This is a genomic window from Solibacillus isronensis (genome assembly GCF_023715405.1).
In the GTDB taxonomy this organism is placed as follows: domain Bacteria; phylum Bacillota; class Bacilli; order Bacillales_A; family Planococcaceae; genus Solibacillus; species Solibacillus isronensis_B.
In genome coordinates, this window is sequence record NZ_JAMBOC010000002.1 from 101,346 (window position 1) to 123,120 (window position 21,775).

Consider the following 21,775-nt stretch of genomic DNA (forward strand, 5'->3'; position numbering starts at 1 on the left):
TACCCATTGAAATGGAATAATTAAATTAAAGATAATGCGTTAATTAATAACGGCTTGCCGGAATATCTTAAAGATTTTCCGCAAATGCACGATTAAGTATCTTTCTATTATATACTCCAAAAATCTGTTGGTAGCCAAATTCATTGAGTTTTAAATCTTTTCAGTTACTTTTCTAATTCATAAACATCAGTTATGTGAATATAATATTTTTGTTCCACATTATTATTGATAAGTTTTCCTTCATATAATAATGTACCTTGTTCAATATCAAAAATCTTGAGTATAAAATCGTTATTCACTTCTGTCATGACGTAGAATTTTCCGTTTAGCGTAGCCGTGCTATTAAGTTCAGGAACTAACACTTTTTCAGAATACGGTACAGTAATCGGTTCAAGCCATCGCTGCTGTCCGATATTATATCTGTAAATGACTATTTCCTCTTTTGTTGAATAGGCGATAACTAAATAATTATCATCCACTTCAATACTTTGCATGTTCTGATCTAAACCTTCCGGTAACTGAATATCAGTTATTTCATTCGTTTCCGTATTTAACGCACTGAACTGATGTGAAATAAGATCTTGTTCAGGATTTTTCAAATCAAAAGAATTTATAGAATAGACGTGGTATTTTTCATGTCCTAAATTTGAATAAGAATTGTAGGAATCAATACTTCTTCTTGTCGTATCATCCGTTGTTGCTTCTTCAAGTAAAGTTTCACTCAGCAGCTGCTGCTTTTTCAAATCAATAATTACTTGATACATTTTTTCGCTTCCGTCATTATCCATTTGTTTTACAATAAGTTTAAGCTCATTATCAACAACCGTAATGTCATTATAAAAAACCCAGTTATATCTATTTTTCAGTTGTGACTCGATAGTAAATGAAGTTTTTTCATCCTTCACTTTATCCAGTATATCAACTTCATAACTATATGTGTCCCCTTCTTTTATCTTCCAGCCTTCCTCAGGTTCATTCATATAAATAAGCTTCGTATCGTCCTCAAAATAGTTATTTTCAATAAATGCTTTACCGCGCATAAAGCTTTTATGTTCATCTATAAGTTTTTGAAACATTATCGGCACTGTACGGTTATGAATAGATTCAATTAATGTGGATTCATCTTTACTAATAAGAAGTAAATTGTATCCTATCCCATACTCAACGCTTGTTTCGAACATCAATGAATCTATATATTTATCATCACCTGAAATTTTTTCGAACGTAAAATCATACTCTTTGTCTTTTGCGTTCACTACTTGTATATAGTGCACAGTAAATGTTACAACGATGATTCCGGCAATTAAAAGAAGTTGCCAATATTTTTTCATGTAATTCCCCTCCTCTACACATTAATCTTTCGTTTTAATAAATAATCTGCTAAATAAATCGCAAGGGCAGTAGTTAAAATACTGAACCCAGTAACGATTAAATAAATCTCATTCGTATAAAAATAATCGGTGATCGTTTGAATGATTACTGGAACCATTACAATGACAACTGAAATGACAATATAGATTAATGCCAGGAAAATCCCTTTAAGATGATAGCTGCGTTCAAATAATATAGAGGTAAAAATTACGGCAACAGCTGTAATGCCAATTACATAATAGAAAACAAATAATAACGGTGATTGTGGATACAATAAATTCAGTATGTCAGTAGAATAAATATAAATTACACTGTCAGCCTGCCACAATTGGTCAGGTACTATTTGTTGAGTAATTTGTTTCACAACTTCCAGTAAGATGATTTGCATTCCTGTTAAACCGAAAACAAAAAGCAAAATTGTTGTTAATTTGGCAAAATACACATTTCTGCGTGCTGTAGGAAGCATGAGCAAACGATAAATAACCGATGATTTACCTAACCAGTCACGATACCAAATAAAAAATACATAAATCATAAGTAAAGCTGCTGCAAATACAACGGATAGTATGAAGTATTCCGAAAATAAAAAGTTCTGCAGTGAATACGCACCATAGTTTTGTATATAGTCGCTTACTGTCATTTGTTCACGCAGCATCGTTGTTTCCGCATTACTTACATAATGTAAAGACGTGATAATGGCACCGAAAATTTGGGCTGCTACTACCGCAATTATTAAAGCTAGAAAGAGTTTACTAAATCGTTTCACTTCAAAATTGACGAGCTTTATATAATGATTCATCCGACATACACCTCCCGCATTACATCTACTACGGATTTGCCTTCTGTTTCCCGCATTTGTTCTACATCCATTTCTCTTAATACACGGCCGTCTCCAATAAGCACCGCCTTATCGATTAAATGCTCAATATCATTAATTTCATGTGTTGTAATAATGACGCCTCGGTTTTCGATTAAATGACTCGTAAAGACATTCGCAATCTGTTCCCTAGAAAAGATATCGATTCCTGAAAATGGCTCATCCATTAGTATGTAGTCTACATCCAATGCCAAGCCAAGCAGTAAATTAACTTTTGCCGTGTTCCCTTTTGATAAGCTTGAAATTTTATCGCTCGGATCCAGTTGAAAAAATGCGAGAAGTTCTGTTGCCCGCTGTTCATTCCACACTTTATAAAAATCGGCCATAAACTCGAAGCTTTGTGCAATTGTATAGTTTGGTGACATTGTCAGACGGTCTGGAATATACGTAATTTTTTCGTACGCATCTTTGCTGATTTTTTTTCCATCGATTAAAATTTCGCCACGGTCAATCGGAGTGAGCGCCATGATAGATTTCATAATGGTCGTTTTTCCTGCACCGTTAATTCCGATCAGGCATGTAATTTGCCCTTTTTCTGCAGTAAAGCTCATATCTTTCAATACTTGCTTTCTTTTATATTTTTTAGAGACACTTTTAACTTCAATCACGATGCTCCGCCTCCTCATACTGTTTCTGTACGAGCTCCATTATTTCGGGAAGTGGCGCATTGATTGATTTTATCGAACTGATAAATACTTGCACCGCTTCACTGATTAATTCTTCACGTACACTTTTTAGTACCGCTTCATCTTTCGTAATGCAACTTGGCATATTTCCTTCTGTATAAATCAATTTCTGCTCCTCCATTTCCTTATAGGCACGCTGCACTGTATTCGGGTTGATTTTGAGCTGATTGGCCAACTCCCGTCTAGATGGGATGACATGCCCTGGCGCAAACGAACCTTTTGCAATTTGTTCCTTAAAATGACGGATAACCTGCACATATACAGGATCCCGGTTATTGAATTTCACATCCACCTTGTTCAGCTCCTCTCGTGTATTACTCACTTAGTACACTATCTGCAAAAAAATCCATCTAACCGAACTCTGTACTAACTGCTTAATACAGTATGCATAAAAAAATGTATTAAGCACTTCATACACCCAATAAGTGTATTATGTGGTTAATACATTCTTTTGTCAATATTATTTTTTACAGGTAATCATTTACAGATGTTTTCGGATAATCCGCTTTAATCCATTCATGGTCATTCGAAAGTTTTTCATCGCTTATGAGGAAATATTGATAATGGACTCGATCTCCCTGATCCGGAACCGGGTCATTCCATGTAATATCGAGGTGATACCACTGTCCATCCACTTTCACCAAATTCCAGGCATGTGGTCCGCCGGCATTACCGACAACATATTTCGCCTCGATACCGAGCGCTTCAAACATTAATAATGCAGCCAATGCATATCCTTCACAGACACCTTCCCCATTCATTAAAACAGAATACGGTGTATGTGGATTTGCTTTACTGTTCACATTGTACTCCGTATGCACAACTAGATAATCATTCACAAATTTCACTTTTTCCGATACCGTTGCGTTCTCCGGAATTGTACTTATAATTTGATCGATCTTCCCAAGCACAATGGCATTTTCTTCTGCTGTTAAATCATAGTTTACCGCTGCATGCCATTCAACTTTATTGCCGTAGTATTTGGCGCGTGTTGAGAACTCGCCCATGACCGCCCATAAATACGGTTCATTTACTTCCAGCCATGCAAAAACTTCATCTATTGTCGTTTCAAAATCGGAGACATCGCCTTCATAGTAAACCGTAAACTGATGTTCAAACTGCGACATATGATGGGCGATTGCCTGGCCTAACTGCTCCACATTTGTCACTGCCTGCGGTAAATCTTTTACATCATAAACCGGAACAACCTTCTTATTCGCCAAATCTTGAAAATTAAAGCTTTGCAGTTTATTTTCACCTTGCATAAAGCTTGTCACGATCTGATCGATTTTATCTTCCAAGTTAACATTCAGTTTTAATTGAATGTCTTGGTCAACTGTCGGTAATGTCAATGAAGAGGCTTTTACTTCATCTTTCAAAATTCCTCCTGAAAGAATTGTCGCAATAAGAAAAAGACATGTAAATAACCCTTTTGAATACGTTAATGCGCTTGCATACAGTTTTGTAAAAGGATTTCTCGTCATACGGTTTAATTCCGTATTTGCTTTCAGTTCAAATTTATCTCGGTCTCTGGAGGCAAATAATCGATTTGGTTTTGATGTCGCGTTATTATATACACTTTTATATACGTCAAAAAGCTGTTGCTTATTGCCTTTTGCCAATTTAATTTGTTTAAAATTCCGCCTGATTCCTTTTCGTATTCTGCTTCGAATATATAATTGTGCGGTAAAGGAACGAAACAGCTTGATAAAAATTACTAGGACGATTAGAAAAATGATTGAAAAAATTATTAAATTACTCATATTACCCCCTACTAATTTTCTTTATTTATTTCTATATTACTTAATTATAGTTTCAAATGATAAATAATATGCATGACATTCTCATAAATAGTCCTTTTACTATTTTTCTCGCCCCTTATTTATAGATTAGTTTTACGGTAAATGAATTTTCCGAAAACAATTTACTTCCACTGCACAAAAGTGTAAAATTACACTAATAGAGTATCATTACTTTTATTGAAAGAGGTGATTATGTGGAAAGAGATACAGAAATGCTGGAACGGATTGCGGCTTTGGAACAGGAAGTACGCTCATTAAAAACAGAAGTACAGCATTTAAAGCAGCATGTGAAAATAGAGCAAGTTGTACCCGTTCAAACAGAACCGGTAAAACCTTTTGTACGAAAAAAACTACCTGTACCAAGTACGGTTACTGTTCCTAGAGAAGACCCTATTCCAGAAAAGGAAAAGCGGTCACTGGAAGACTTGTTTACCCGGGCATTACCGCGAATCTTTACGGTCATTTTAGTGCTCGGTGTCCTCTGGGGTTTAAAACTCGTTAGTGATTACGGCTTCTTATCCGATAGCGTCAAAATTATTGCCGGCTTTGTATTATCGATCGGTCTTGGCGCATGTGCCTACTATATGGAGAAAAAGGAAAAAGGATCACGGGTTGTCGCGTTATCGCTTTACGGTGGTGCCTTCATTGTCGGGATTTTAACAACTGCTGCGGGGGCCATTTTATATGATGTGCTCAGTTTATATGTAGCATTAATTTTTGCCCTAATTTATATCATTTACGGCGTTTTCATCAGCTATGTTAAAGGAAATGAAGCATTGACAGCACTCGTTGTCTTTACGTCATTATTACTGCCGTATTTACTGGAATACATGCAGTTTAGCGGAGTGATTATCGGCATTTTCGTCGTGTTGCTTTTCGCCGTTGTGCAAGTCGTTATTTTAAAACATACACAGCGTAGAGCACTTTATATCGGGACGGCCTTTTCAGTTTTAGCACTGGCGGTTGTTTCGATATTCCATGATGAACGACTGGCCTTTTTTGCATTTGCGATCATTGCCGTTTTCAGTCTGTTTCTCATAAGTTTCATACGGTTATATTCTAGTAATAGTAAGTTGCATGCTAGTTTACTATTCACTTTTACAGTCATCGTATTGTCACTCATAAACGGAATACTTTCTCGTGAAGAGACTCCGTTACTAATCGCTCTTGTTTTGTTCTTTGCGATTGTAGCCGGCGCTTTATATATCGTATTCAAGCGTGCGGAACGACTGTTGATTGATATGTTCGGGACATTATCGATTATTGTACTGCTGAATATTATTACCCAGCTCAATATTTCAAGCGAAATGTCATTGCTTCTGATGATTGTCGTGTCATTTGGCGGACTGGTCGTTGCGTTGAAGCATGCGATTTTCTTCATGAAATGGGTTAAGGGTATTACGTTTTCTGTACTCGCCTTTTTCGTTTTAATGTTTTATGAAGTGGAGCCATTCTTCTCATTGAAGCATTTGAACATTGTTCTTGTTATAGCGATGCTAATAGGTCTTTATAAAGTCCTGCTTCAGTATAAAGCTGCACCGGTTGAAGAGAAAAAGAGACTTTTCAAATTGGAAGATATTTATCCGTGCCTATTATATTTAGTTGCCCTACTTTATGTTTGGAAACTGGACTGGGCGTATATGCCGCAGCACTACACAACGTTTTTAGCAATTAGTTTAATTGCATTTGCATTTGCTGCTGTTTTAGTCGTCAAACCCGAAATCGTCGGTCATTTTCTTCCTTGGCTTGCTTCTGGCGTTTATGTGTTTGCGGGACTTGTTTTACTTTCCACTGTATGGGTTGATGACCAGGCAGTTATCGTCGCCCTTATCGTTCGCATTTTGTATTTTGCCATTCTGTGGGCAATTGTTGCTGATGCTTGGGAAAAAGGATGGATTTATAAAAACTACAAAACGTTTTTCAGCCAATATATAGAGCAACTGACGATCGCCAGTATGATTATTTCGATTATATGGATTTTCAGTATAACGAATTTCATGAATTTCCATGATCTTATCAATTGGAGCTCAGCGGTTATTCTAAATACTGTATTTATTTTCACCTTCGCCTGCTTCTCGTTGTTCCTTGCAGCGAAACGAAGCTACTCGAATTTGAAGATGGTCGGTATTGGCTTACTGTTCTTCGGGATTATCAAGATGATTTTCTTTGATTTATCCGAGCTCGACATCCTTATTCGTTCGATTTCGTTCATCATTATCGGTGCAATCGGACTTGTCATTTCAAATAAGCTACTCGGAAAAGGAAAGGACGAATAATTGTTATATGAAAGTAGTCTGGGCGATTTTGCTCAGGCTATTTTTTATTTCAATTCGTCGAAATAGAAATGGCATTATGTTATATTTAGTGTATTATTACACGAGGTGATTCGATGGATCGAGATTTTATTATACAAATAACATCGGAAAGTTTGAAACTTATCCGCACTGAAAATAACTATACACAAGATAAAATGGCCGAAATTTTGGGCATTTCGAAAAAGACACTCGTACAAATCGAGAAAGAGCGTACTTATGCAAACTGGACAACGACGATTGCGATCTGCGCCCTCTTCCGTCATAGCGAAACATTACAAAACCGTATTGGCGGCGACCCGATGGAAGTCATTGAACTTACCGCACATAATGTCATCATTACCCCACGTGAAAAAACAATGGGCGGTTATGTTTGGTGGAAGAACATCGACGAATATAAACACCACCGACTTCAGCAAAATCTTTTAAGCAAGCATTACCGCATTTTAGATGACGAAAACTATCGAATCATTAGTACGTTTGATGAAGATGTCGTAATGGAAAAATGGCAAGCAATAAAAACGATTGTTTAATTGAAATTACGAGTAAATAAACGGTCCTGCTGAGTGAATTTCCCCTGTCAGCAGGACATATTAATTTAACCCCTCTTTTAATTCATTCACTAACAAATATCTCATAAAAAGAAATTAAATAATTGTTCTCCTACCCTTTTGTGCATTTTAACGAAAAATTTATATAAACTAGACAATTTGATTTTTTAACTTTTTTAAACTTTTTTAATAATAAACATTGAAAATTACCTTAATTCAGAATATTATTATCTATAAATATTATGAACTTTGTTCACTATATTAATAATTTAAGTCGGTTCAATGGGGATTGGTGACTTTTAGGGGGAATGCATATGAAGAAAATTAACGTAGCACAGGTTATTGCAGACAGTAAGTTTAACCGCTTTCATTTCAGCTTATTGGCATGGTGTTTTCTCATTATTTTATTTGATGGGTATGATTTAGTGGTCTATGGTACAGTTGTCCCTGTACTGATCGAGGAATGGGGATTGACGACAGTTCAAGCCGGAGCAATTGGCAGTTATGGTTTGTTCGGTATGATGTTTGGTGCGATCATTTTAGGAATTTTAGCAGACCGTATTGGCCGAAAAAAAGTTACCGCGATTTCGATCGTATTATTTAGCTTATTTACAGTCCTATGTGGCTTTACAACAAATGTATTGTTATTTTCAATTTTCCGCTTTTTCGCTGGGTTGGGCCTCGGTGGCATTATGCCGAATGTCATCGCATTATTGACAGATTATTCACCTAAAAAAATGCGCAGTATGGTCGTTTCCATTGTATTATGCGGCTATTCTGTCGGCGGGATGTTAGCCCCTATTTTAGGTATCTTAATTATGCCAAGCTTAGGCTGGGAGTCGATTTTTTGGGTGGCCGGAATTCCACTACTATTATTACCATTGATGTATAAAAAGCTGCCGGAATCAGCAGTTTACCTTGCTAGAAGGGGAAAGACAGAAGAGTTATTCAAGAATTTACGAAAAGTAGATCCGAATATAACATTTGACGGAACGGAAGAGCTCGAACATATTCCGGTTGATAATTCCAAAGTTCCTGTTGTCGGATTATTTAATAATAAACGTGGTTTAAGTACGGTCATGTTTTGGACAGCGTTTTTCTCATGTCTTCTAATGGTTTATGGATTAAACACATGGTTGCCAAAGCTCATGATTGAAGCGGGCTATGGGTTGAACTCGAGCTTAGGCTTCCTCATTACACTTCAAGGTGGTGCAATGGTCGGTACGATTATTATCGCCCGGTTATGTGATAAATACGGTTCAAAGAAAATGCTCGTTCCGATGTATGCCTCTGGTGCAATCGCTTTAACACTTCTAGGGTTTGGCGGTAATACGTTTTACATTTATGTGTTAGTTGCTGTCGCTGGTGCTGCAACAATCGGTGCTCAAAATATTGTACAAGCATACGTTTCACAGTACTACCCGCCAAATATCCGTTCCACTGCATTAGGGATGGCATCCGGGATTGGGCGTATGGGCGGCATGATGGGTCCCCTTCTAGGCGGCTTCCTATTATCAATTGCATTGCCGATTGAAATGAACTTCATCGCATTTGCCATTCCGGGTTTAATTGCTGCGATTGCTTTAACATTCGTTTCGGATAAACGCTCGTATGTAAATATGCAAAATCGCGTGTCTCCAGAAAATGTTACCGCAACTAAAGCAACACTGTCCGAAGCAGTTGATTAACAGAACTGAATTTAAAGATAATGCAACATAATTAGAAATTTCGTTAGACAAGTAAAATCTCTTATTAAGAAACGTATATTTTTAAGCATAGTAAAAACACCCTTTTTCTTATAGAAAAAAAGGGTGTTTTCGGGTTTTGCCCCCTTCCTTTTTGCTTCGGCAGCTTTCGAATGTCGTGACCACTGTCTGAGTTATTTAATATAAATAATCTTCCCCACGTTGAAAATAAACTTCGAATTTCGGGTATTATTTAAAAAACAACTCTTTTAAGGATGTGTGCATAATGTGGCAGGAAATTTATGCGGATTTACATATACATATTGGTCGTACTTATAAAGGTCGGGCAGTAAAAATAACAGGAAGCAAAAACTTGACGCTTACAAATATTTTGGAGACCGCTACTTCGAGAAAAGGATTGGATTTAATCGGCATTATTGATTGTCATTCCCCAGAAGTAATCGAAGAAGTGGAACATCTTCTTCTAGAACAAAAAGCAACAGAATTAGCTGAAGGCGGAATTCGTTATAAAAAGACAACGCTCATTTTAGGAACGGAAATTGAGATTTACGATGCAAACTGCCATGGGCCAATCCATGTTCTTTGCTATATACCGACACTTACTAAGATGAAACAGTTTTCAAATTGGCTCCGGCTTCACCAGAAGAACATCCATCTAAGCACACAGCGTACGCGATGTGATGGACACACTTTGCAGCAAAAAGTCCATGAACTTGGCGGCCTTTTTATTCCGGCGCACGTATTTACCCCGTTTAAAAGCCTTTTCGGCAGAGGGGTTAAAAGTAGTTTAACGGAAGTATTTGATTCAAACCTCATTGATGGAATTGAACTCGGATTAAGTTCTGATACGATGATGGTCAAAGGGATTAGTGAATTGGCCCCTTATAGCTTTGTAACAAATTCGGATGCGCATTCTTTAGGAAAGCTTGCCCGTGAATATCAGAAAATCCAGGTACAGGATGTTAATTTTGAAGAGCTGAGAAAAGCGCTCCATAAGATGGAAGGCAGACAAATCATAGCTAATTACGGACTTAATCCCCTACTTGGCAAGTATCACGAAACGGTATGTGCCAACTGCGGTGAACAATTAATAGAGGAAGGTCATAGCCGCTGCCCTCATTGCGGAAAGGAGCAGTTGATCAAAGGCGTTGCAAAAAGAATTGTAGAATTAACGGATAACCCGCAGCTGGAAATCAGCAGACCTCCGTATATTCACCAAGTTCCGCTCGATTTTATTCCGGGTATTGGCGCTAAAACAATTGAAAAGATGTTGGATGCATTCGGCACCGAGATGAATATTTTACATGAAGCATCATTTGAAGAACTAAAAAGCGTCATTCCTGAAAAACTTGCAGTCCTCATCGATTTATCAAGAAAAGGACAAATTGCCATTACAGGAGGCGGCGGCGGAGTATACGGAAAGATTGATATGAATTAAAAGATTCTTATTAATTATAAATCATCATTCTGTGAACTTTTTCAATCATCATATTCGTACAGTCTACTAAATTATAGTATACTTAGATGATAGAAATTTTATATAAAGGCAGGGTAGGAACACACAATGAATAAAAAACGTAAATGGGGCATTGGCTTCAAAATAACGAGTGGGTATATTATTCTCATAATATGTTTAATCGTTTCGGCGCTTGTCTTAAATAACCAAATAACAAGTTTACAATCAGAACGAAACGGCGTCATTAAATATGATTCCCAAATGCGCATGATGTCAAATAATCTAGAACGTCAAATTCTTAATATGGAATCCTCCTTACAACGTTATTTAATTACAGATGACGAAACTCATCTTGATAAATTTAATGAAGAACTCGCAACATGGGAAGCTTCTTATGAAGAACTAAGCACAATTGTACAGGACTTTTCAAGTGGCCAAGAGCAGTTGGAAGTGATACACAGCGGTATCGAAGATTGGATCAATAATATTGGACAGCCTTTATTGAACGCGATACTTGCTAATAATAATGAAGAAATACTTTCGACGTTTGATGGAATGCAAAGCAGTGTGGCAATCAGTGATTTACAGCAAAAGTTCACTGCATTCCGTACTTTTGAAACAGACGCAATTCAAGTAAAAGTTGCGGAGCTTAATGACCAAAATACAGCGTTAACATATAGCCTTTTTGGAATTTTAACATTAATCGCGACGGCTACAATTATCATCTTCACAATTATTTCTCGTAATATCGCAGGGTCGATTAACGAAGTAACCGATGCTATCCAAGATATGAATGCATCAGACGGGAAAGTACGGAAGCGAATTACTGCTAAGACGAACGATGAAGTGAAAGATCTCGTACTGGCAACAAATTCACTTCTAACCACATTGGAGAACCGTCAATGGTTCCAAACAAACTTGGCCGAGGTTGTAACAGCCTACCAAGGTGTCGATACACTCGATGAATTAGGTGAAGTACTGCTGAACTCGTTGACGACACGTACACATTCGGTATATGGCGCATTTTATATTCAAGATATCCGCAATAAAAACAAATTCAATAAGATTGCTGCCTTTGCGGAAACTGGCGACAATGTCGGACGGGAAAGTTTTGAAGTTGGACAAGGCTTCATTGGACAGAGTGTGAAGGAAAAACGGATTTTAAGCTATGATAATAAAGATAATAGCTTCCACTACTTAGAAACAGCACTTGGTAATATTCCAATTTCAAATGGTATTATTGTGCCAGTATTTTTCGGGCAGGAAGTCGTAGCTGTTTTTGAATTAGCTTCACTAAAACCATATAGCCAACTGCATCGTGACCTAATTAAAGAAGTCGTTGTACATTTAGGCGTAACGATTAACAGCATCATCGGTCGTATGGAAGTCATTCGTCTTTTAAATGAATCACAGGCGATGACAGAAGAATTGCAAGTTCAGTCAGAAGAGCTACAAACACAATCTGAAGAACTGAAAATGCAAACAGAAGAACTGACAACAATTAATGAACGTTTAGAAGAGCGTACACGTGACGCGGAACAGAAAACACATGAGCTGGAAAAAGTACAGGTTGAGTTAAGACAAAGTGCAGAACAGCTGCGCCAAAGCTCAAATTACAAATCAGAGTTCCTTGCGAATATGTCTCACGAATTGCGTACACCGCTCAACAGCATTTTAATCTTGTCTGAAATGCTTGCGGAAAACCATGAGCATAATTTATCTGATGACGAGCTGGAATATGCAAAAGTTATCCATGATTCAGGCGAAGATTTACTGAACCTGATTAATGACATACTGGATTTATCGAAAGTTGAAGCCGGAAAAATGGATTTATGGTTCAGAGAAATGGATATTTATGAAATTCCACAGCATATTCAAAGTCTATTCCTGCCGGTAGCGAAACAAAAAGGTTTGGAATTATCGGTGGATGTAGCAAATAACCTTGCTGAAATTTTCCATACAGATGTGAAACGATTCCATCAAGTTTTAAATAACTTGCTTTCCAACGCACTGAAGTTTACTGAGGAAGGTTCGGTAACAGTGAAGGTGGATAAAGCACGTATAACACCTACCATGAGACAGCTAAGCGATACATGGATCTCGATTAGTGTGACAGATACCGGTATTGGTATTCCGAAAAATAAACAAAGCATTGTATTTGAATCGTTCCAGCAAGCGGACGGAGCCACTGTTCGTAAATATGGCGGAACAGGCTTAGGTTTATCCATTTGCCGCGAAGTTACTAAACTTCTTGGTGGCTGGATTACGTTAACAAGTACTGAAGGTCAAGGTAGTACGTTTACTGTGTACTTGCCAAGCTTACCTGATGGAAATGCTGTACAATCGACAATTGCTGAACAGGAAGCAGTTTATACAGATGCCACTCCAGCACTTCCGATGGGTGCATCAAAGTCGATATTTGATGAAAAGCATATTTTGATTGTTGATGATGATTACCGTAATATTTATGCGCTTCGTCAGGCATTGGAACATAAAGGTGTTCACATTATAGAAGCGTCTAACGGTGTAGAATGCTTGAATATTTTACAGACAGCAACACGTGTTGATGCTGTTCTGATGGATATTATGATGCCTGAAATGGACGGATATGAAACAATGGAGCGTATCCGCAAAGATTTACAATTACATGAGCTGCCGATTATTGCATTAACAGCAAAAGCGATGAAACAAGACCAAGATCGAGCATTTGAAGCTGGGGCTTCCGATTATATTAGTAAGCCTTTAAACTTGGAACAACTATTCTCCGTACTAACGGTATGGCTCACAAGTGGGGAAAGTTTACGAAATGTATAGAAAGAAGTTAGAAGTACGATTATTATTGGAAGCAGTTTACACATTATCGGGGTATGATTTCCGAAAGTATAATCAACAATCTATATTGCGACGCATTGAACATCGCATGCGACTTAATAATTTTTCATCAATATCACAATTAACCGAATCGATTATATACAATAAAGAATTGTTAAAAGTGTTGTTGAACGATTTTTCGATTAATGTAACTGAAATGTTCCGGGACCCCTCATTCTTTAGGGCGTTCCGGGAAGAGATTATCCCACAGTTGAAACAGCTTGATAAAATACGGATATGGCATGCAGGTTGCGCAACGGGTGAAGAAGTTTATTCAATGGCCATCCTTCTGCAGGAAGAAGGTCTGCTGGATCGTACGATGATGTATGCGACAGACATGAACGAAGATGTGCTGAAAAAAGCAGCGCATGGTGCCTTCCCTCTTCATAAAATGCAAGCCTATACAAAAAATTATATTTTAGCTGGCGGAACTGAAAGCTTTTCCCATTACTATAAAACGGATGATAGCTTTGCCACATTTCAACCTTACTTAAGCGAAAATATTATGTTTGCACAGCATAATCTGGCGACGGATAAATCATTCCAGGAATTTGATGTTATCATTTGCCGCAATGTGCTCATTTATTTTACACCTGAGCTGCAGCATGAAGTACATCACCTCTTTTACGATAGCTTAGCAAGAAACGGATATCTTGGCTTAGGAGATAAAGAAACATTGCAGTTCACTCCGCTCGTATCCAAATACCGCACCGTTAACGGTACGGAGCGTATCTATCAAAAGAGATTTTAGTAACTATTTAAATATGTAAAAGTTGAAAAAATGGTACATCTAATACGGATGTACCATTTTTTATTTTGGATTAAACAGCAAAAAACTCAATTTTTCTACAAGAGAAAAATTGAGTTCTTTTATTTAAATCCGTTAATTAACTGTTGGCACGCAATAATAGTACACACATATCATCTGGCTGATTATGCTGCTGTTCGCCCTTCAGTAAATAGTCGATTGGTGAAGTTTCCGTCGACCAGTGGGTACTTGCAATTTCACATAACTCTTTATCTGATTCCAGTTCACACGGACCCATTGCTTCCAGAACACCATCTGTAAAGAGGACAATTTGGATAGAAGAATTATATGGTATAACTGCTTTTTCAATTTTGATATCTTCCACAAATCCTACCGCATAGCTCGTCGACGTAATCGGTACTGTCTTTTCCCCATCAACTAGTGCATACCCTTTCGGATGACCTGCATTGACGTATTCCACTGTCTTTTTCTTCGTATCAATAATAAAATACACACCGGTGAAATAATACAATATATTTTCTTTTTCATTTTGCAGTAAATTCATATAACGATTCAACTCTGCAATAACAAGCTCTGGGTCGGTCAGCTTTTTAATTGCCTCACGCAAAACAGATGAAATATACATACAAACAAGCGATGCGGACACCCCATGCCCCATCATATCCAATAACATGACAGCATAGCGGTCTTCATCAAGCTTGTCCCAGTAATATAAATCGCCTGCCAGATTCGATGATGGTAAATAAGAAGCAGTAATTGAGATATTCGGTTCATGAACAGCTGGGCTTAAAAGACTTTGTTGGACACGGGCTGCCAGATCCAACTCTCTTTGAATAATCTTTTCCTGATTTGTATGCCAGTCCAGTTCTTTTTTCAACCTTTTCCCAACACGTATACGGGCTAATAATTCTATTCGATTAATAGGTTTTGTTATGTAATCAATCCCGCCAACATCTAAAGCTTCCGACAATTTCACTTTATCTTCAAGTGCCGTTACGAATATCACCTGGATATCTTTCCATTGAGGATTTTGTTTTAAAATACGACAAGCTTCAATTCCATCCATCTCCGGCATCATAACATCCAATAAAATAACATTAATGTCATAGCACTTAGGAGCATTGGATGGATCTAAGTAGTCAAACATTTCTTTTGCAGATTGTACGGAAACATACTTCTCATAACCATCACTTTTCAATATTTTTTCAATAACGAAGAGGTTAACTTGGTTATCGTCTACAACAAGAATGGTCATTACATCAACTTCTCTCTATTTTTTTAGATAAAGCATATAAATTCATTGCCCGTTCCCCATAATTATACAGAAAACAACAGTTAAAAGAAATGCGGAGGCTTTCTTGTCACATTTTCAGTCTATAAGTCTCATTAGCTATGTACTATGTATAATATAAGTAATTAATAAACCTATTACGAAAGCTCCTGCTAGTCTCTTTCACTGAGTATAAAAGTAATAAGTAATAACGAATAATTTTCTATGGATTATCCTCATATATGTTTCCCACAAATAACGGATGGGTAAACATATAAGTTATGTTTATTTTGAGAAATTTTGTATAGAATATTTTTTATTGGGAAATTAGCCAGGGTGTATAATACGTTGAATAATACTTCTCTATATAATCTTATCTATTGCATTTGTAAGAGTGTACATATATGATGAGCATAATTATTTAAAGAAAAGGATTCGATTTGATGAAAGAAATTTTACTTATTCTATTATTACAACTTCTTTACGTTCCTTTATTTACACTGCGTACAATTTTTTTAGTCAAAAATATTACAACGCTCGCTTCAATGATCGGAATCGTTGAAATGCTCATCTATGTGTTTGGTCTGTCTCTTGTTTTCAGTGGCGACCAAGGTTTTCTTGCAATGGTCGTTTATGCGGTCGGTTTTGGTCTAGGTATTATTATCGGGACTCGCATCGAACAAAAGCTGGCGATTGGCTATATTTATGTAACGATCAATACGCAAATCCGCAATGAAGAGCTGATCCAAGTTATGAGAAATGAAGGGTTTGCGGTAACAACATACGTTGGTGAAGGGCGTGACAGCCAACGTTATAAATATGAAATTTTAACAAAACGGAATCGTGAAAAGGAATTATTTATGCTAGTCCAACATCATGAGCCATCCGCGTTTATAATTTCCTATGAACCGAAATCGTTTAAAGGCGGTTTCTTAGTAAAACGAATGAAGCAGCATAAGAAATATAAATAAAAAAGTCCAATGAAGAAAGTGCCGTACTGTGCTCCCCCTTCATTGGACTTTTTATATTATTTCACTTTTTGAACTGTTACTTTTTCCAGTTCCTGCCCTAAAAACTTAGCAAGTTGCAGCATTGCATACTTCTCTTCTTTTGCCTCTGCATCCGGGTTGTAGTTCGTATTTGTATTGACATCATACGTAAATATTTCCCCTCTTGCATTGCGGATAAATTCAATGCCCGCTACATCAATTCCACTGTCTTTCAGGAAATTCGCATAGTTTTCAAGCAGCTTTGTTTCGTTGTTTTCGACGATTTCAAATTTTGCACGCTGTTCTTTAGGCTCTTCTCCTACCGGACAGAACAGATCGCCAATTTGGCATACATCTGCTGGACAAAGCTCGAATCCTTCCGACGTATCGACTTGAACTGAGTAGAAATATTCTCTTCCGATAAATTCAACACGTGTGATGTACGATTCAGGTGATTCAATATATTCCTGGATCAGCACAATTCCATCAACAGGCTCTTCATAGTCCGGTTTAGCCAAATGCTCTTCCAGTGCAGCGATTGAATAGAACAGCTGAACGCCCAATCCTTTACCTGCACGATTATGCTTCGTAATAAAAGGTACGATATTCAGTGCTTTTGCCGCTTCAACAATTTGCTGTTTTCCAACAGCCGCAATTGTTTTCGGTGTTTTAATTCCGTGCTTTTCCAGTGCCGTGTACTGTTTTACTTTACTTAACTCCAGGCGTAGTGCATTGCTGCCATTTAATACTTTTCTTCCGTGGAATTCAAGCCAGTCCAGTACTGCTCCTGTCAGTTCAGGTGCGTAACGGTGATCACGCGTATGTGATGAGGCACTCATTCGGTTGTAGAATACTCCTTCCGGTGGGGCCTCAGTCAAGTTGACGATCCCCTCGTCTAAATGCCAAGTTTCATATGGTAAGTTTAATTCTTCTAAACGATTTACTAAGTGACGCGTCCAATCATCATTTTCATGGATTACGTAGATTTTTGCCATCTGTCATTCCTCCGATATGTTGCAAGCTTTTACACAGAATTTTTCAACTTTAAAGATTATACTTCCATCATACATTAATCCATATGAAATTAGTATGATTTGTTACCCGGTTGTTAATAAAACTTCATTAGAAAATAATAAAAGAACACCATAGCGTTAACTAAGGCGTTCTTTTAACGTGAATACTCTGCTACTTTATTGCGTCCTGCCTGTTTGGCTCCGATATAAAGGGCACGGTCAGCGTTACGTAAAAGCCCTTTCGTTTCATCCGTATCATCCGGCACATTCGAAACGCCGATGCTCACTGTAATAAATACTAGCTCTTTCTGACCCTCTTCGGCCAAATCGGATTCAATTAAAAATGGTGTTACTTCTACACATTGACGAATTTCTTCACCTAATTGGACTGCCTCTTCCTTCGTCATATGCGGTAGAAGCATGACAAATTCTTCTCCCCCATACCTTGCCAAAACCGATTCTTCCGGAACAAAGTTTTCCAGTAGTTTAGCAAAATTTTGAAGGATAATATTACCCGCATGATGGCCATACGTATCATTAATGCGTTTAAAATAATCGATATCCATCATTAACAATGAGAACTGCAGATGGGGGTTCGCTATAATCCGCTCCTGCTCCATCACTAGCCTTTTATCTAAATAATGATAATTATATAAACCTGTTAATGCACATGTCTCACTTTTCTCTACTGCCGCGCTGAAATACTTCGCTTTTTCCAGCGATACAGCAAAATACGTCGACAGTAAGTGAACGATATCCATCTGGTACTTTTCGAAAGCGTTCTTTTTGCGTGCCGTTAAAATCAATGTTCCTTCCGTCTTTTGATTACGGTGTATTGGAACAATCATGACACTATTCATATCAAAAGGAATAAAATCCGGAGCATCCTTTTCCCATTCTTTCGCACTGGAGAACACTTTTTTGTCTTCTGTCTGGAAGCAAATATGAATAAAGGAATCTCGGATTGAATCGGAATCTGCTTGAATTTCGATATCCTTTCCATCTACTCTTGCACGCAAAATCACATATTTCCCTTGAATATGATCGACAAGATACATCGCATCATGGGCAAAGAGCTGACCAACCCGGTGCATAAACAGTTCAATAATTTGCTGTGCGCTTAATCGATCTGCCAGCTCATGACCAAACTCACTTGCTTTACTGAGCGAATAGTTGACGCGTTCCGAAATATTGTACATTTTTGCAATAAACGTTACCGCAAAAAAAGGAATGCCTAGCAGGAAAATCGCCGGTGCTCCAATTCCATTAATCAGGATAACTAATGTAACCGCAAACGGGATCGTAATAGTCGCACTGCCATAATCCCATAATATATGTTCACTGAAAAACTTTTCATCTTCTCCTGTAAAACGGTCACGCACATACAAAATCGTATGATTGATAAACAAATGCAATACGACAAATACTGTTCCGTAAACCAGTAAGTGCGTTAAATTCGTGTTCCCTACTTCAAACCCCGCTAAATGTACAATGCCAGCAGCGAAAAACGACGTATAGGCAAACATCCACGAAGTAAAAATAATCCGGTAAAATGCATCTTTATGATTTCTCATCTGGTAAATAATCGGCAAAATACTTAACTGGACGATAAGCATTTCTGCCCCGACACCGTACAGCAAAAAGGCTGCCAATGTCACCCATTGAGAAAGAATAATCGTCGTATTCCCGATTTGGAAAGGAATCGCTGTTGTTATGAGTGCGAAAATAGTCAGATACACGAAAATTTCCCAGTCGATTGGCTGACTTGGAAACAGAAAATATAAACCGTACATGAGGGGTAGCCCTGTAGCTAACCAAAGCAATAATACATTCTGTTTTGTTCTTTGATTAAATTCCATACCGGCCCCCCCACCACTTTAACTGAAATGTCTGACAACTATTAGTATATCATGACTACTAAGGAATGTAGCATGTTTTAGTTCCTAATTTTTTGTTTCTATTATCCTAATAAATAGAGAATTGATAGGTTTTTAGCTTTACCGTACTGTAAAATAATAACATAATTATACAATTTTTCAATAATATTATTTGAAATAACACAAAAAATGTAAATCTTTTATTTAGACCGTTGGATTACTTTTTCTACATTGTTCCATACATAAATCTCTTCATTTACTGTCTTACCTGCTATATTTAATTGAACCGTTTTAACATACTCAGCTCCATAATATTGATAAAACAGTCTTGTTTTATTATCTGCTAATACATCCACATATATTTTCTGATAGCCCTGCTCTAAAAAGGTACTCATAATTTGATTCAATAGTTTTTTCCCGACGCTTTTGCCTTGCCATTCTTCAAGTAAATAAATCGATGTTAAATCGCTTGCTCCTGCCTCTTTATTTGTATTACGTGTGCCCCCTGTGACAAAACCAATAATTTCTCCCTCATTTTCTGCAACGAAGATTGTATTAGTTTTATCTGAAATATTGTTTTCCCAAAGTTTTGTGCGTTGCGCATAGCTGAGCCCATCCAGAAAGCTCTGTGGAATAATTCCCTTATATGTAGTCCGCCAACTATCAACATGGACTTTGGCTATCCCAGTGGCATCACTTATATTTGCTTTGCGAATAATCATCCCGTCTCTTCCCTTCCTATTTAAAATATTTCAAATTGCTCAATGTCACCTGTTTTCATATCTTTCAGCTCATATCGTCCGCGTTGAATTTCATTTTCCCCTAAAATAACTACTTTCCGGATATTTTCACGATTTGCTTTTTCCATTGCTTTTCGCAATTTCTTCCCACTTAATTCAACTTCTACACGATTTCCTTGCTGACGTAATTGCCAAGCTATACGCAGGGCTTCCTTTTCCTTATTTAATGGAATAATATAAATATCCACCAACGATTGGTTGGCATTATTTTCTCTTTGCTCCATCGCTGTATATATAACGTCTAAACCAAATGAAATGCCGACAGTAGAAATTTTCTCCTCTGAACCGATCAATCCTCCAATGGCATTATCGTAACGACCGCCGCCTCCAATACTTGATTTAATGGCACCATCTTTTAGAAACAGCTCATAAATCGTTCCTGTATAGATTTCCAGACCACGTGCTAAAAATGGATTAAACACACAACTTTCACCGACATTTAAAACTTGTAAATAATCTAGCAGCTCGACTAATTCTTCATATCCTTGCTTAATTAATTCATTCTCCATTCGGTACTGTTCAAAATATGCCAGTGTCGGATTAGCATTTAAAAACTGCTTAATAAACTCAATTGTGGAAGGTAAAAGGTTCTGTTCTTCCAATTCTTTCAGTAAAGTGATTTGATCGATTTTCTCCATCTTATCAAGTATAAGAATGACGCTGTTTATTTTTGTTTGAGGGACTTCAAAAAATTGCAGTAACCCTGCCAATAGCTTACGGTTATTGAATTGAATCACCATTTCAATATTCAACTTGTTAAAAGCATCGATTGTCATCATCATCAATTCAGCTTCTGCGGACTGGGATTCTATGCCGACAACATCCACATCGCATTGAGTGAACTCTCTAAACCTTCCTGCTTTAATCGGTCCATCCCGGAAGACTTTCCCGATTTCGTAGCGCTTAAAGGGCATTGATAATTGTGGGTTCATCGCAATTACTTTTGCAAAAGGTATCGTTAAATCATAACGAAGTGCTAAATCACGTTCCCCACGATCTGTTAATGTGTACATTTCTTTTAAAATTTCTGCCCCACCTGCATATTTGGAAGCCATTAGCTTTGTATAATTTAATATCGGTGTCTCCAATGGCTTGCATCCATACAATATAAACGTATCTTCTAATGTGCGCCGTATGTTGCGTCTGATGACTTCCTGGCTTGGTAAATAATCCTGTGTTCCTCTTACGTTTTGATAGTCCATTTTTTTCATACAAATCCTCCTATTTTTGAGAAATAAAAAAATCGTATAATGATAAAGCTCCAAAACGGCTTTATTATACGATTCAATGCGAAAAAGTCTTCCTATTCATTATTAAAAATCTAATAAAGATAGCAAGACTACTTAGTATGAAGATGTAATTGTGTAAACTGCTGCTGAGTATAAATGAACCCTTTCATAAAATTTCCCCCTTTTTAATTACTAC

17 protein-coding genes are annotated in these 21,775 nt (G+C 37.3%); 7 read left to right on the forward strand and 10 right to left on the reverse strand.

The features are described 5' to 3' along the window. Positions 1-164: 164 nt before the first annotated feature. The 5 genes from M3166_RS12295 to M3166_RS12315 form a co-directional block, all read right to left on the reverse strand. Entirely contained in the window at positions 165-1,331 is a 1,167-nt protein-coding gene (locus M3166_RS12295) for a hypothetical protein (RefSeq protein ID WP_251690140.1), read from the reverse strand. A 14-nt stretch (positions 1,332-1,345) separates the two neighbouring features. Further along, on the reverse strand, positions 1,346-2,170 hold the full coding sequence (locus M3166_RS12300) for a hypothetical protein (protein ID WP_251690141.1): 825 nt from the start codon (positions 2,168-2,170) through the stop codon (positions 1,346-1,348). Further along, the gene (locus tag M3166_RS12305; RefSeq protein ID WP_251690142.1) at positions 2,167-2,856 is read right to left on the reverse strand and encodes an ABC transporter ATP-binding protein; all 690 of its coding nucleotides are present in this window, start codon (positions 2,854-2,856) and stop codon (positions 2,167-2,169) included. Before M3166_RS12305 ends, M3166_RS12300 begins: the two co-directional genes overlap by 4 nt. Beyond that, the gene (locus tag M3166_RS12310) at positions 2,849-3,226 is read right to left on the reverse strand and encodes a GntR family transcriptional regulator (RefSeq protein ID WP_008406052.1); all 378 of its coding nucleotides are present in this window, start codon (positions 3,224-3,226) and stop codon (positions 2,849-2,851) included. Before M3166_RS12310 ends, M3166_RS12305 begins: the two co-directional genes overlap by 8 nt. A 175-nt stretch (positions 3,227-3,401) precedes the next feature. Next, positions 3,402-4,697, reverse strand: coding sequence for a transglutaminase domain-containing protein (locus M3166_RS12315; protein WP_251690143.1), 1,296 nt, complete (start codon positions 4,695-4,697; stop codon positions 3,402-3,404). Positions 4,698-4,930: 233 nt separating this feature from the next. On the opposite strand from M3166_RS12315, the gene M3166_RS12320 reads away from it, so the two are divergent. The 6 genes from M3166_RS12320 (at position 4,931) to M3166_RS12345 (ending at position 14,383) form a co-directional block, all read left to right on the forward strand. Next, complete coding sequence (locus M3166_RS12320; protein ID WP_251690144.1) at positions 4,931-7,012, forward strand: DUF2339 domain-containing protein; 2,082 nt, start codon at positions 4,931-4,933, stop codon at positions 7,010-7,012. A 113-nt stretch (positions 7,013-7,125) separates the two neighbouring features. Continuing rightward, positions 7,126-7,581: a helix-turn-helix transcriptional regulator gene (locus M3166_RS12325; RefSeq protein ID WP_087618661.1), complete on the forward strand. Its 456-nt coding sequence runs from the start codon at positions 7,126-7,128 to the stop codon at positions 7,579-7,581. 332 nt (positions 7,582-7,913) lie between these two features. Beyond that, entirely contained in the window at positions 7,914-9,287 is a 1,374-nt protein-coding gene (locus M3166_RS12330; RefSeq protein WP_251690145.1) for an MFS transporter, read from the forward strand. A 283-nt stretch (positions 9,288-9,570) separates the two neighbouring features. Further along, entirely contained in the window at positions 9,571-10,743 is a 1,173-nt protein-coding gene (locus M3166_RS12335; protein ID WP_251690146.1) for an endonuclease Q family protein, read from the forward strand. A gap of 126 nt (positions 10,744-10,869) precedes the next feature. Next, the gene (locus tag M3166_RS12340) at positions 10,870-13,575 is read left to right on the forward strand and encodes an ATP-binding protein (protein WP_251690147.1); all 2,706 of its coding nucleotides are present in this window, start codon (positions 10,870-10,872) and stop codon (positions 13,573-13,575) included. Beyond that, positions 13,568-14,383 (forward strand): CheR family methyltransferase, encoded by an 816-nt coding sequence (locus tag M3166_RS12345; RefSeq protein ID WP_251690148.1) that lies wholly within the window; start codon positions 13,568-13,570, stop codon positions 14,381-14,383. The genes M3166_RS12340 and M3166_RS12345 overlap by 8 nt, the downstream gene beginning before the upstream one ends. 136 nt (positions 14,384-14,519) lie before the next feature. Here the strand turns inward: M3166_RS12345 and M3166_RS12350 are convergent, their stop codons facing one another. Then, on the reverse strand, positions 14,520-15,656 hold the full coding sequence (locus M3166_RS12350; protein ID WP_251690149.1) for a SpoIIE family protein phosphatase: 1,137 nt from the start codon (positions 15,654-15,656) through the stop codon (positions 14,520-14,522). A 458-nt stretch (positions 15,657-16,114) separates the two neighbouring features. On the opposite strand from M3166_RS12350, the gene M3166_RS12355 reads away from it, so the two are divergent. Continuing rightward, on the forward strand, positions 16,115-16,642 hold the full coding sequence (locus tag M3166_RS12355) for a DUF2179 domain-containing protein (protein ID WP_251690150.1): 528 nt from the start codon (positions 16,115-16,117) through the stop codon (positions 16,640-16,642). 56 nt (positions 16,643-16,698) lie between these two features. Here M3166_RS12355 and M3166_RS12360 read toward each other — a convergent pair whose 3' ends face one another. The 4 genes from M3166_RS12360 to M3166_RS12375 all read right to left on the reverse strand — a co-directional run bounded on the left by M3166_RS12360 (position 16,699) and on the right by M3166_RS12375 (position 21,561). Further along, entirely contained in the window at positions 16,699-17,655 is a 957-nt protein-coding gene (locus tag M3166_RS12360; protein WP_251690151.1) for an ATP-grasp domain-containing protein, read from the reverse strand. Positions 17,656-17,828: 173 nt separating this feature from the next. Then, on the reverse strand, positions 17,829-19,532 hold the full coding sequence (locus M3166_RS12365) for a sensor domain-containing diguanylate cyclase (RefSeq protein ID WP_251690152.1): 1,704 nt from the start codon (positions 19,530-19,532) through the stop codon (positions 17,829-17,831). 218 nt (positions 19,533-19,750) lie between these two features. Then, positions 19,751-20,272, reverse strand: a complete 522-nt coding sequence (locus tag M3166_RS12370; protein ID WP_251690153.1) for a GNAT family N-acetyltransferase — start codon at positions 20,270-20,272, stop codon at positions 19,751-19,753. 20 nt (positions 20,273-20,292) lie between these two features. Continuing rightward, the gene (locus M3166_RS12375) at positions 20,293-21,561 is read right to left on the reverse strand and encodes a histidine--tRNA ligase (RefSeq protein ID WP_251690154.1); all 1,269 of its coding nucleotides are present in this window, start codon (positions 21,559-21,561) and stop codon (positions 20,293-20,295) included. Positions 21,562-21,775: the final 214 nt, after the last annotated feature.